Origin of the sequence: Paenibacillus sp. FSL R5-0475 (genome assembly GCF_038004585.1) — a bacterium.
Lineage (GTDB): Bacteria > Bacillota > Bacilli > Paenibacillales > Paenibacillaceae > Paenibacillus_AQ.
The window spans coordinates 6,241,018-6,254,284 of record NZ_JBBORK010000001.1 but is presented as its reverse complement, the minus strand read 5'-3'; the positions used below and the strand labels follow the sequence as shown (position 1 = coordinate 6,254,284).

General features: G+C 46.7%; 12 protein-coding genes. 2 read left to right on the top strand and 10 right to left on the bottom strand.

Annotation, left to right across the window (positions count from 1 at the left end; translation table 11 throughout):
• Positions 1–35: 35 nt before the first annotated feature.
• From MKX41_RS28005 to MKX41_RS27990, 4 genes are all read right to left on the bottom strand, one after another.
• The gene (locus tag MKX41_RS28005) at positions 36–1,133 is read right to left on the bottom strand and encodes a DUF3048 domain-containing protein (RefSeq protein ID WP_340974052.1); all 1,098 of its coding nucleotides are present in this window, start codon (positions 1,131–1,133) and stop codon (positions 36–38) included.
• Positions 1,134–1,375: 242 nt separating this feature from the next.
• Positions 1,376–2,152: a DODA-type extradiol aromatic ring-opening family dioxygenase gene (locus MKX41_RS28000; RefSeq protein WP_339268666.1), complete on the bottom strand. Its 777-nt coding sequence runs from the start codon at positions 2,150–2,152 to the stop codon at positions 1,376–1,378.
• A gap of 85 nt (positions 2,153–2,237) precedes the next feature.
• Positions 2,238–3,068: an alpha/beta hydrolase family protein gene (locus tag MKX41_RS27995; RefSeq protein WP_042124053.1), complete on the bottom strand. Its 831-nt coding sequence runs from the start codon at positions 3,066–3,068 to the stop codon at positions 2,238–2,240.
• Between the two features lie 235 nt (positions 3,069–3,303).
• Positions 3,304–3,507, bottom strand: coding sequence for a hypothetical protein (locus MKX41_RS27990; RefSeq protein WP_340974051.1), 204 nt, complete (start codon positions 3,505–3,507; stop codon positions 3,304–3,306).
• A gap of 183 nt (positions 3,508–3,690) precedes the next feature.
• On the opposite strand from MKX41_RS27990, the gene MKX41_RS27985 reads away from it, so the two are divergent.
• On the top strand, positions 3,691–4,353 hold the full coding sequence (locus MKX41_RS27985; protein WP_340974049.1) for a DUF1129 family protein: 663 nt from the start codon (positions 3,691–3,693) through the stop codon (positions 4,351–4,353).
• Between the two features lie 47 nt (positions 4,354–4,400).
• Positions 4,401–5,342, top strand: coding sequence for a hypothetical protein (locus tag MKX41_RS27980; RefSeq protein ID WP_340974047.1), 942 nt, complete (start codon positions 4,401–4,403; stop codon positions 5,340–5,342).
• Positions 5,343–5,428: 86 nt separating this feature from the next.
• Here the strand turns inward: MKX41_RS27980 and ilvA are convergent, their stop codons facing one another.
• The 6 genes from ilvA to purM all read right to left on the bottom strand — a co-directional run bounded on the left by ilvA (position 5,429) and on the right by purM (position 13,223).
• Positions 5,429–6,691 carry a threonine ammonia-lyase IlvA gene (ilvA, locus tag MKX41_RS27975; protein WP_042184762.1) on the bottom strand — a complete coding sequence of 421 codons (1,263 nt, stop codon included), beginning with the start codon at positions 6,689–6,691 and terminating at the stop codon, positions 5,429–5,431.
• Positions 6,692–6,985: 294 nt separating this feature from the next.
• On the bottom strand, positions 6,986–8,281 hold the full coding sequence (locus tag MKX41_RS27970; protein WP_076286939.1) for an SEC-C metal-binding domain-containing protein: 1,296 nt from the start codon (positions 8,279–8,281) through the stop codon (positions 6,986–6,988).
• A gap of 286 nt (positions 8,282–8,567) precedes the next feature.
• Positions 8,568–9,833: a phosphoribosylamine--glycine ligase gene (gene purD / locus MKX41_RS27965; RefSeq protein WP_076300197.1), complete on the bottom strand. Its 1,266-nt coding sequence runs from the start codon at positions 9,831–9,833 to the stop codon at positions 8,568–8,570.
• Positions 9,834–9,856: 23 nt separating this feature from the next.
• A complete protein-coding gene (gene purH, locus MKX41_RS27960; protein WP_076121669.1) occupies positions 9,857–11,404 on the bottom strand; it encodes a bifunctional phosphoribosylaminoimidazolecarboxamide formyltransferase/IMP cyclohydrolase in 1,548 nt (515 codons plus the stop codon).
• A 161-nt stretch (positions 11,405–11,565) separates the two neighbouring features.
• Positions 11,566–12,183 carry a phosphoribosylglycinamide formyltransferase gene (purN, locus tag MKX41_RS27955; RefSeq protein ID WP_340974044.1) on the bottom strand — a complete coding sequence of 206 codons (618 nt, stop codon included), beginning with the start codon at positions 12,181–12,183 and terminating at the stop codon, positions 11,566–11,568.
• On the bottom strand, positions 12,183–13,223 hold the full coding sequence (purM, locus tag MKX41_RS27950; RefSeq protein WP_042184751.1) for a phosphoribosylformylglycinamidine cyclo-ligase: 1,041 nt from the start codon (positions 13,221–13,223) through the stop codon (positions 12,183–12,185). Before purM ends, purN begins: the two co-directional genes overlap by 1 nt.
• Between the last annotated feature and the right edge of the window lie 44 nt (positions 13,224–13,267).

The window sequence follows — 13,267 nt, the reverse complement described above, 5'->3', positions numbered from 1 at the left end:
CACAAATCTGTATAACACTGGATATTCCGACTTTCTTAGGTTGCACTATCTGCTCCGCCATATACCACATGACTGCTAAAAGAAGGTGCATTAGGGACGACCAAAATATGGGTGATTCCTGGATACATTAGCTCTTCTTTACCATCCTTCACAAACCGAATCACATTACCTGGCTCACGCGACCATCTGCCCTTTGTGACCTGTCCCCGCTGAAAGAGCAGCGCTTCTCCACCAAGCTCCACGTCAACCTGAAGTCTTCCAACATCATCAAGTACTTTATGATCGGAACCCATCACCATCACATTTGCAGCTTCTACTGGCTTATTGTTATTCAAATCCAAATGTGGTTTACCATTCACGTAACGCTGATAGGTCTGGAGCTGAGTATCGTATTTATAGTCAATTTTATAGCTTTTAAGTAAGAAGTTTACGCTAAACTCAGCGGCCTGTTCTCCGCCTGTTGGTATGTAATCTGGATTGTTAAAAAGATACCCTGGCACTTTCACACTTTTCTCATAACCCAGCTTCTCGGCACCTTCCCGCAGCTTCGCTGCATTACTGTAGAGATTATGAGGGGCTTTACGTGCTTTGTCCCGCCAGAAATAAGCTCCGGCACGACCGATCTCGTCCATATCTGCTTTTTTCTCTTTTTGCAAAATGGCATAAGCCGCGGGGCTCCCCCCGGCATGCACCGTCACACCACCGTAGCTCTCGCCAATATCGAGCAGATAAGGGCGGATACTGCGAATGGGTCCGATTTTGACCACTCCAGTATGACTTTGAAAAATACCAATCAACCGCGTAATGCCACCTTCAGCAAGAACCTCATATAAAATATCCGCTTCACTCACCCCCGATTGTGGCCGGGCCGCTGGAGCATTATTAATCATAACAGCTAAGGGACGTGGGAGACTGTTTTCAGAAACGGGAAGACCTGTTAATCCCGAAACAAGTTCAGCAGATGGATCTGCTGTAGGCGATGGTTGGATCGTTTCAATTGGAGCGGGATCTGCTGTAGGTTGCTGTGTCGGGGCAATTACATTATTTGCACTCTCTGTTCCGCAAGCGGAGAGCAATAGGGTACTTAGTACAAGGGCAGATAATAGACGGGAAGAAGAGCAGTTTACTTTCATAAGCTTGTAGTTCCTCCTAAACGTTTTATGTATCTTAACTGGTTTCTTCCATTTAATCACAGCCAGTCCCATTTGTCTTGATCCGCTTGCATCAAGTGTAATCGACTTCAGCGTCCTTATTAGGACGATATACGTTTAAGCGAGAAATATAAGGATAATGCATAGCGTGAAACTTTACTTTCTTATATTTAAAAAAAGGGCACAGCCGATCTCCGGCTGTACCCTACGTGTATCTTATCCATTTAGTCTAGCTTCCAGCAATTGAGGCTTAATGTCCCATATTGATACGCTTGAAATATTCGCTCTGCCTTCCTGCTGCCATCCGCTGTTCCCATCGCATAAAAGAGAGGTGCGAAATGCTCTCTTCCGTAAGATGGAACCGCATCACGAACATGCGGAGCTGTTTTCTCATAAGCAAACAGTGAAGGTAAATCCCAAGATTCTAACCCCTTGGCAATCCACGCATCGAATTCAAGCGCCCACTCTTCAGGCTGATCACTTTCATTAAGCATCCGCAAATTGTGAACAAGTCCACCGCTTCCTATCAGCAGTATGCCTTCGTCACGCAGAGGGGCTAACATCCGCCCGATATTGTACTGTTCTTTGGGAGAACGTAGTGAATCGACGGATAAAGCGACTACCGGAATATCGGCTTTCGGAAACATTTTTTTCAGTATTACCCAGACTCCGTGATCGAGTCCTCGCCCCAGAACGGGCTGATGTGAAAGATTGTTACCCTTAAAGAGCTCGGAAATCCGCTTGGTTAGAGCTGGATCGCCTGGGGCTGGATAGGTCAGCGTATACATTTCTTCAGGGAATCCGTAGAAGTCGTGTTGTGTTTCGTGCTTCTCATCCATGGTGAGTAGCTGTTCTGGGCTATCCCAGTGCGCTGAGAATACTACTATACCCCGTGGTGCTTCTAGTTCTTGACCAAGCCGCTCCAGAAAACGGGTATACTCGTTATCCTCCAGTGCGAGGAGCGGAGAACCGTGCGCGATAAAAAATGACGGTAATTTCATAGGATGCCAACCTCCATAACCCAGTATATGGTGTGCATCTTTATTTTACCGCTAATTTCAAGTTATTGCGAGTAAAGTCCATCACCTATATCATCCAATTTTGCCATTCTGTCTGCACATGCTCCTGCTCGTTCATCCACTCTCTTGTCCGCTTAAGCAGCTGCTGCTGTGCTGGACCAGACGAAAAGGTATGATCACCTTGAAAAATGATCTCTTTATCGCATCGTCCCTCAGGACGCGTCCAGAATAATTTCTGGTAAAGGAATGCATAATCCACGGGGATGACATCGTCAGACGTACCATGAATGACGAGCACATCACCGCTGAATTTACTAGCCTCTTGGAAAGGCTGGAAGGCCGCCAAAGAATTGAAATATACCGGTGTGAACGAGTAGCCCACGTAATCCGCTGATCCATTCTTCACCGAACGGTCATACGCCTCCCGCCCTACGATCTTCACAATATCATTGAAGGGATAACCCACGGAGGCCCACAGCACGAGATTCTTCACGCGGCGATCACGAATACTTGTCAGAAGCGCAACCGCTCCACCCAGACTATGGCCAATAAGCGTCACACGCTGTGGATCCACATCGGCAGAGCTAATTCCGTAATCGAGCACCGCTCTAGTCTGAGCGATCATCGACTCCATATCCTCCCCGCCGTAATTACCGCTGCTCTCGCCGCAGCCCGCATAGTCAAATCGAATGACCATATACCCATCTTGCGCCAGCTCACGAGCTGCTTTGACAAATATCCGATCGACTCCAATCCGGTTACCCACAAATCCATGGCAGATTACAGCTAATGGCAATCTGTCCTTGCAACGTGTGGAAGTTCCCTTCTCTTTACTCGGATAATGGATGCTCGCTGTCAATTCTTCTCCGTTATGCCGAATTACAATATTCCGTTCCATTGCCGTAACCTCCTATATTTAATCATTATTTTAATTTATTAGAATTCCGATTAACTTAGTGTGAATTATATTCTTATTATAAAGATTTCGTTCATATTGTCAACAGGAACGGGACAGATCTTAGTAATTTGCAAGAGCAAATTCGGAGTATAAACCGGAACGTCAAACAGCCAGTCTCCAAAATAATGGAGACTGGCTGTTTTTCAATCGCATGATGAGCTTCCAGGGTCGTCAATCAATCATAGCTGTCGTTAAACATCTCATGGGTTTCTTGACTGCCTTCCCAATCCTTAAGCGCGCCCTCTGTTGCTGGTTCTTCTGTGGAATTCCACATGCTGAATCCATCAGAACCGCCCCAATCCCCCATTGAATGATTGGGCGTAGGCTCGAAACCGTTGCCCATGACTCTGTCCTGTTCTTTCTTGTTCTCATGTTCCATAAAGCTCCCAACCTTTCCCAAAGCTATATTGATCAAGCAACAACATTATCAGTGTTCACTCTTATAAAAGGATTATGCATAGGAAAATAGAAATGCTTGTCCTTGCGCTGACCTGTCAGGCAAACGTATACTCTAGGTTAAAGACTATACCGATTAACACTACTGGAGGTTTACATCCCTATTATGAAAGTGAAAGATATGATTAAGGAAAATAACGCCCTGCGCGAGCAGATGACGCCTTTCAATCGATCCTATTTTGAAGATATGATCCTGACGATGCGCGCCAGTAGGGTAGAGGCTCTCCGTGCTGAAGAACTTTTACTGGATGCAGCCAAGCTGCTTCTGAAAGAACAAAAAAAAGGTAAAAACGCTAAACAGGTGTTTGGCGAGAATCCGGATGATTATTTTAAAGAAATCATAGACAGCGCTCCCACACGCTCAGCACGCAGCAAATGGAACTATTACTTGATGATTCCCTGCGCGGCTCTAACCTGTTTGTTCGGGATCTTTGCTATAGGTGGACTCTTCTTGCAATGGACTAACGGATCCTCCGGGATGTTCGGAGAGATTAGCCTCTTCACCCTCTTCGCTGTGGGGGCAGGTTCCATTATCTTGATCGAACTTATTATGAAATGGTTAACCTCCTTGTCTGAGGGGGATGCACCTAAAGCCAAGCCCTTTGATATCAAGGGCCTTGGCGTCTATATCGGAATCGCCGTAGTTGCCGTATTCATTGGCTTGTACCTCGACCGATTGTTTCCGGTCATTACTTTATCCCCGTGGGTAAGCTTAATTGTTTCCCTGATTGGGGCAATTGGACTAAAGTTTATATTTTTTAGAAAATAAAAGTCATGCTCCACCCATATTTCATCCGATAGACAGGGGGAACTTTCATGAATAAGAAGCAATATATTCTCTATTCTGTTCTAGCAGTAACATTGGGACTAGGCGCGGTACCTATAGGAACGATTCAAGCTGAAGGCGCTGCCAGCCCTCCTGTGGGAGGCACTAAGGCAAATGCTTTGACAGCAAACAATAATCATGCGGAGGCTATCTATAAAGCAGCATTGCCGCTGTTGTCTTCCTCTAACAAGTTACCCGAAGCTATTAAATATTTGAACGCCAATATGTATGCGGTAGGTTCGTATCGTGCCACGATAATGACACTGAAGCTTGAGAATTTGCACAAGGCGGCGCTTCCGGCGTGGGAGAGCAAATTCAGTACCAGCAATGTCCAGCGGAAGCTCACCGCCATCTATAAAGCTGGCGCAAGTATGAAGACCCTTGCTGATGCCACAGAAGATCTCACTATGCGCACACTGCTGAAGAGTGCCAGCGAAAATGGATATAAACTGGAGACCGCGGAAGGCACTTTTTTCCCGGTGATCGATTATGAGGCTTACCGCAAATATAAGCTTTATGTCACTGACGATATCAGCGCGTATCTATCCATTATGGCTACGGAGTCTGATCTGCCCTCCTCCAAGGATAACGGGCTGGTCATTGGTTGGACCGATGTAGCTGCGCGAGCACTATCTCAAGAGCAATTTATTCAAAATCATCCGAAATCGAACCGAATTTCAGCTGTGAAATCCTTATATTCTATCTATGTTAACAATACGTTTTACGGCCAGAATAACACGCCCCTTTTCCATTATGACAATCTTGAAATGGACTTGGAGGCGCAGAAAGCCTACTCTAGCATTCTCACCAAGAATAAAGACAACAGCCCATTCCTGCAGAAACTAGATGGCTTCATGAAATTGATGAAGGACAAAGATTATAAATTAACAGATGAAGTCGAACAATACCGTAAGACTGAATTACCTCTCTAGTATGATATACAAAAGGCCCGTCCCCATTCATTCCGGGACGGGCCTTTCTATGTTCATTAACGAAATGATTAAAGTGATGAAAGAAATTAAATAAGGATGTTAAAGAGATTGGAATCCTTATTGATTTCTACATAATCTACACCCTTCTGCTGCATCCGTTCGATAAGTGGTTCATAAGCTTCAATGGACAATAGCTCTATGCCTACAAGCGCGGGACCATTTTCTTTATCATGCTTCTTGATGTACTCGAAACGGGTAATATCATCCTCTGGACCGAGGATTTCGTCCAAGAATTCACGCAGGGCACCTGCCCGTTGTGGGAAGTTCACCATGAAGTAGTGCTTTAAGCCTTCGTAAATCAGTGACCGCTCTTTGATCTCCTGCATACGGTCAATATCGTTGTTACCCCCACTAATGATACAGACGACCGTCTTCCCGCGGATTTGATCACGGTACTGATCAAGTGCTGCGATAGGTAAGGATCCCGCTGGCTCAACCACTATAGCATTCTCGTTATACAGCTCCAGAATGGTGGTACAAGCCTTGCCTTCAGGTACCATCACGATGTCATCCAGATGCCGGGAACAAATATCATAAGTCAGTCCGCCAACGCGCTTTACAGCCGCTCCGTCCACGAACTTGTTAATTTCTTTTAGCGTTACCACTTCTCCAAGCTTGATCGCTTCAGTCATTGAAGCAGCACCAAGCGGTTCCACACCAATCAACTTAGTGGATGGACTCACCGTCTTCACATAAGTGGCTATTCCTGCTGCCAAACCGCCCCCACCAATCGTTACGAACATAAAATCCGCAGGGTGATCCAGGTTCTCCATCACTTCCATCGCTATCGTTCCATTGCCTGCAATAATTCTCGGCTCATCAAACGGGTGGATCAACGTCATTCCATGATCTATACAAGCTTGCAGCGCTTCATCATAAGCATCATCGAAGGTATCGCCCTTCAGAATGACCTCAACAAACTCACCGCCGAACCGTCGAACTTGCTTAACCTTCTGGTTAGGTGTAGTGCTGGGCATATAGACCTTGCCCTTAATTCCAAGTGCCTTACAGGAATAGGCTACACCTTGTGCGTGATTTCCTGCACTCGCGCAGACAATACCTTTAGCTCTATCTTCTGCAGATAGACTACGAATCATATTATAAGCTCCGCGGATTTTAAAAGAACGGACAATCTGCAAATCTTCGCGCTTCAAATATACATCGCAATCATACTTGGCCGATAGTACGGCGTCACGCTGTAGTGGAGTCCGGATGATGACCTCCCGCAGTACGTGATGAGCCCGTACGATATCTTCCATTCCTACGATTCGGTCTTCCTCTTCTCTCATAACCCTCTCGCCTCACTATCATCTATTCATTCTACTTCTTGTAAACATACTCTCCCAAAGACATTTTTTCAAGCATTGTCCGCTGTATGCAATACAATTATTGATGCAAATCTTATACTTTCTTATACATGCAAAAACGCCTTCATCGTCCCTATAAGGACGGTAAGCGTTTATGCGAGAAATATAAGGTAATTTATAACGTGAAACAAATAAATTCTTATATTTTAAAAAAAGAGACTACAGGAATCTCCCATAGCCTCTTTAAGTTCATGTCCGTCCAAGATCTGAATTCTACTAATCCTGTTGCTTCAGCATCCACTTCAGCAGATCAGGTAGGCTTGTCCACAAACGCGAGTGTACAATAACATATTCGATAGCTTCATTAGCGTCGCCCATTCCCACAAAATCCGGAAGGTTATGCGGCAATCTTTTGATCCCTAACAAATAATCCGGCACATGCTTGTTCACATTCCGCGCTACGCGGTACAACATTTTCAGTTGGGAAGTAATCCCATTCTTCTTATATTCTAAGACCATCCGGTCGTAAGCTACTGTCGCCGCTGCATCATTGCCGAACTTTTCCAGCACCTTTTCTGTCTTCTTGAGCTTGTTGGTGTAGAGATACGCAGCCGTTAAAAGGTAACGCGCACCTGTGTTATCTTCAGGATTCAGCTCTAAAATGTGCTCAAGTACTTTTTGTGCTTCTTCTGCATTTCCGCTAAACCAACAAGAGTCGGCGTAGCTTTTGCAAATTCGAATGTATGGACGAGTCTCGTGGAGGTCCCAGAAATGTCCCTTGTTCTCAGCGAAAAAGGCTTCCCCAAGCTCACGTTCACCTGCATCCATCCCTGCTTTTAGAAAAGCACGAGCATCTGCTTCATTCTCTGCTTCCTCAGCCAAAATGAGATAAGCATCCGGACTGTCCGGATAAACCTCTAATGCGGCTTCAGCTAACTGTATCCGGCGGTTGGATGAATTGGTTTGCATAGCCTTTTGTAATAGTGCTTGCTCCTGATCCTTCGGACTGCCTGAGATATTCAGCAAAAGTAATTCTTCTTCCGCACCACCCATGCCGTATTCCTCAATGTAATTGAGCATCTCTTTGACTTTTCTAGAGATGGTAGGCGTAGTAACCTCATGTTTGGTAGCAAGATCCGCTTGTGTTAGGGAGAAGCCATATTCTTCAGACAAAATAAATTCGATCGCCGCGCAGAAAGAGCCCATTTTCTTCACAGCAGGCTTAGTCTTACGGGAATAACCATTCCACAGAACTAGAGCTTCCCAAATAAGCTCTCTATCATAGCTTTCTCTCATGCTCTCAATAAGGTGCAGCGCCAGTTGTTCATGTGCTGGATGCTCCCAATTCAGATCACGTGACACTTTTTTTCTGAGCGTAGCAAGAGTTAGCTTCACTTCAGGTTGTGCTACGGGCTCCTGTTTCTCAGCCACAGTCTCGCTAGCTGCCGCTTCTTCCTTGTTTACAAGTTGCATGATGGACTCTACTGCAGAAGTTTCTTTACCAAGGCAGCATTTCTTATATTTTTTCCCGCTTCCGCAAGGACACATATCATTTCTTCCAATCTTACTCAAAACGAATTCCTCCTTAAATCTGTGAGTAGCCATTCGCCATAAGCGTATCGCTAGTATGCACTATAAGTATCATCATTTCCAGGCACGAGGCATCCTTTATAAGGTTACTTCACAAAGTCTGAAGGACTCCGATTTAAAAGGGCCTTCCCATGATCGGAAAGACCCTTATCTGTATATATCCGCACATTTTCCCCCGTACGTGTAGTATTATAGCACTTCTTCTATCACTTGTCAGTCCTTTTTTAGGACTTTAAGCGCAAAAAATGCTAGATACAGTTCTTTATCCTTATACCAAAGCTTTCATAGCGATGTCGCTGCGGCTTTGTTTTCCGGAAAAAGAAATTCCTTCGGCTCTAGCGTAAGCTGCAACACGAGCTTCAGCAATCGTAGCACCTAGGCCTACCACGCCTAGTACCCGGCCACCATTCGTCACCCAGCTTCCGTCTTCACCACGCGCCGTACCAGCATGGAAGATCAGCCCTCCTTGGCTGTCTTCAAGACCTTCAATCGGTACACCCTTTGGATAAGGGCCTGGATATCCTCCCGAAGCGAGAACTACGCATACAGCCGCTTCGTCGCTCCATTCAATGTCGATATCTGCAAGTCTGCCCTCTGTGACCGCCAGAAAGATTTCTAGCAAGTCGCTCTTGAGTCTAGGCAACACGACCTGAGTCTCAGGATCACCGAAACGAGCATTAAACTCAATCGTCTTTGGTTTCCCTTCAGGAGAAATCATCAGTCCCGCAAATAGTACACCGCTAAAGGGACGACCTTCGTCCACCATAGCTTTTGCCGTCGGCTTAATGATGGTCTCGATCGCTTCTTGGATAATAGCCTCATCAATATGTGGTAAAGGCGAATAGGTACCCATTCCGCCGGTATTAGGACCTTTATCCCCATCAAATACGGGCTTATGATCCTGGGCAGCAGCCATAGGACGCACCGTCTCTCCATCGACAAAAGCCAGAATCGACATTTCCTGTCCAGCTAGAAATTCCTCAATAACAACCTGAGCGCCTGCCTCACCGAATACCTTAGTGACCATAATATCAGCAAGCGCTTGCTCTGCTTCTTCCAACGAATAAGCAACCGTCACGCCTTTTCCTGCAGCCAGACCATCTGCCTTGATTACGATCGGAAGCGGCTGTTCCCGCAAATAAGTTAGCGCAGCTTCATAGTCGTCGAACTTCTCATAGGCTGCTGTCGGAATATTATATTTATGCAAAAGATCCTTCATAAAGGTTTTGCTGCCTTCGATCTCCGCCGCATTCTTGCGTGGGCCAAACACAGGAATATCCTGTGCTTCAAAAGCATCCACAATCCCAGCAGCGAGTGGATCATCTGGACCGATTACAACAAGACCTACTTCCTTCTCTTTCGCAAAAGCCGTCAGACGATCGAACTCAAATACTCCGATCGGCACACATTCGGCTAACTGCGCAATCCCGGCGTTGCCGGGTGCGCAATAGATTTTACCTGCCTTGGGGCTTTGGGATAGACTCCAAATCATCGCATGTTCCCGGCCGCCGCCGCCAACCACTAAAATATCCATCCGAATATGATCCTCCCAGTGCTCTAGTGTTTGAAATGACGGACGCCTGTGAAGACCATAGCAATACCATACTCATTAGCGACCTTAATTGACTCTTCGTCTTTAATGGAGCCGCCTGGCTGAATCACTGCAGTGATTCCTGCTTTTGCTGCCATTTCAAGCGTATCGCCCATTGGGAAGAACGCGTCGGAAGCGAGTACGGCTCCCTTAGATTTTTCACCAGCTTGTTCGATTGCAATTTTAGCTGCACCAACGCGATTCATCTGTCCTGCACCTACGCCAACGGTCATATCATCAGCAGCCAGCACAATCGCATTAGATTTCACATGCTTAACTACTTTCCATCCGAACAACAATTGTTTCAATTCTTCCTCGGTTGGTTTACGGTCCGTAACGACTTGTAGATCATCTGGGTTCACAGAGTGCACATCGCTCTCCTGTACAACCATTCCTCCATCAATAGAGGTAACTACAAAGCTGCTCTTACGCGCACTAGCCGTACTAAGGTTACCGATTTTGAGCAAACGGAGATTCTTTTTCTTCGTAAGGATTTCCAGTGCTTCTTCCGTAAAGCCTGGTGCCAACACGATTTCGAGGAAAATATCTTTCAGCAGGTTCGCTGTGTCTGCATCAATAATGCGGTTTGCTGCTACAATCCCACCAAAGATAGAAGTTGGATCCGCGTTGTAAGCTTTTTGATAAGCTTCGTATACACTTTCACCCACACCTACACCACAAGGGTTCATATGTTTAACCGCTACGACAGCAGGCTCTTCAAATTCTTTCACGATTTGCAGTGCTGCGTTAGCATCGTTGATATTGTTATAAGACAACTCTTTGCCGTGCAATTGTTCAGCCGCAGTGAGTGTATCCAGTGCCGCCAATGGCTTGCGATAGAACGCTGCTTTTTGATGCGGATTCTCGCCATAACGCAGATCCTGAATTTTCTCATAAGTCACGGTGTAGCGCTCTGGCAGAGGCTCGCCAGTAACGTTAGCCAAATAATCGGAAATCAAGGCATCGTAAGCCGCCGTATGACGGAACACTTTTGCCGCAAGACGTTTGCGTGTTTCTAGCGTTGTATCTCCACCTGCGCGAACCTCTTCAAGTACAGTAGCGTAGTCATTAGCATCCACCACTACACTGACAAAAGCATGGTTCTTCGCCGCAGAACGCAGCATCGTAGGTCCGCCGATATCGATATTCTCGATGGCTTCCTCGTAGGATACGTCAGGTTTTGCGATCGTTTCCGCGAACGGATACAGATTCACAACAACCAGATCGATGTAGTCCAGACCAAGCTCCTTCATTTGACGCGTGTGCTCCTCGTTATCACGAACCGCAAGCAATCCGCTGTGTACAGCAGGGTGCAAGGTTTTGACACGTCCGTCCATGATTTCTGGGAATCCTGTCACATCGGAAATCCCGATAACTGGAACACCTTCTTTAGCCAAAAGCGTGCTTGTTCCACCTGTAGAGATAATTTCTACGCCTAATGCAGACAACTCGCGGCAAAAATCCACGATACCTTGTTTATCCGATACGCTGACTAGCGCTCTTTTGATACTCACTTTGAATAGTCCTCCTTCAGGTTGTACGTGCGATTTAATATGAAGAAAACCCACAACGCGACACATAACGCCGCTTATGCAATATTTCCCGAGAAATACCCTGAAACATCTCGGTCTGTCACCAAATGTCGATCCAAAACTTCGAATGGCTGCGGTGTAGCTTACTTTTCGCGGATAATCGTCTTTCTTCCACTCAGTTCCACTTTCCCGCTGGCAAAAGCGCCAACCACTTCGGGATACAGCTCATACTCAACCTTATGAATACGTTCTGCCAATGATTCCGCCGTGTCGTTATCCTGCAGGGCTACGCTGCGCTGAGCAATAACAGGCCCGGTATCCATACCTCCATCGACAAAATGCACAGTAACACCCGTCAGCTTCACGCCATAATCCAGCGCTTGTCCGATTGCATCTTTTCCTGCAAAAGCAGGCAGCAGCGATGGATGAATGTTAATAATTCGTCCAGCATACGGCGTTAAAAGCACTGGCGTAATAAGACGCATGTATCCTGCCAGCACAACCAGCCCGATTTCCCGCCGCTGAAGCTCTGCTACAATCTCTGCTTCGTAGAGTTCACGGCTGGCGAAGTCTTTTGGCCGCAGCAAGAGGGCGGGAATGCCCGCATCCTCCGCTCGCTTAGCTACAGGTGCCTCTGGCTTGTCAGATACAAGCAACTCAATATTGCCCTCACCAAGCAAGCCTGCTCTCTGTGCATCGATCAGTGCAGCAAAATTACTGCCTTGCCCAGAAGCAAAAACAGCGATTCGACTCCATTGCATCACACTTCAGCTCCAGTAAAGGTTACTTTGCGTTCCCCTTCTGTCACTTTACCAATGATAAAAGCCTCTTCTCCGCTCGCTTTGAGCAGTTCAAGAGCATGTTCTCCATCAGCGCTACTTACTACCAGAACAAGTCCAATTCCCATATTAAAAGTAGTAAACATATCACGGTTGCTTACGTTTCCTTTGTTCTGCATCAATCCGAAGATCGGCAGAATCGGCCACGATCCGTAATTAATCTCCACATCTACACCGTCAGGCAATACGCGCGGGATATTCTCGATGAATCCGCCACCCGTAATATGTGCCATCCCTTTCACCGGAAGCTGCTCCAGCAGCGCCAGCAAAGGCTTCACATAAATCTTAGTTGGTGCAAGAAGTACATCCACAAGCGGAGCTCCAAGCTCCGGAAGCACATCATTCAGGCCATAGCCATCTTCCTCAAGCAAAAGCTTACGCACCAGTGAGAAGCCGTTGCTGTGCACACCGCTAGAAGCTAAACCGATCACTGTGTCTCCAGCAGCGATGTTAGCGCCTGTTACCAGCTTCGCTTTGTCAGCAACGCCAACTGTGAATCCAGCGATATCATACTCACCCGCTGAATACATGCCCGGCATTTCAGCCGTTTCGCCGCCAATCAGCGCACAACCTGCTTGGTGACAGCCCTCTGCGATTCCTGCTACGATCGCTTCGATTTTCTCCGGTACGACTTTGTCGCAAGCCAGATAATCGAGGAAAAATAGCGGCTCCGCGCCTTGCACTACAATGTCGTTCACGCACATAGCTACAGCGTCGATCCCAATCGTGTCATGGCGATCCGCAGCGAACGCGATCTTAAGCTTCGTGCCTACACCATCAGTTCCCGATACGAGCACTGGCTCTTCATATTTATCTTTATTGAGGCCAAACAGCGCTCCGAACCCACCAAGATCCGTCATTACTTCTGGACGGTAAGTACGTTTTACGTGCTTTTTCATGCGTTCTACCGCTTCATTACCAGCCGCAATATCCACTCCGGCGTTTTTATAAGCTTCCGACACTTGGGACACCTCATCTTTTAATAGTTTAGAGCGCGTTTGGGCGC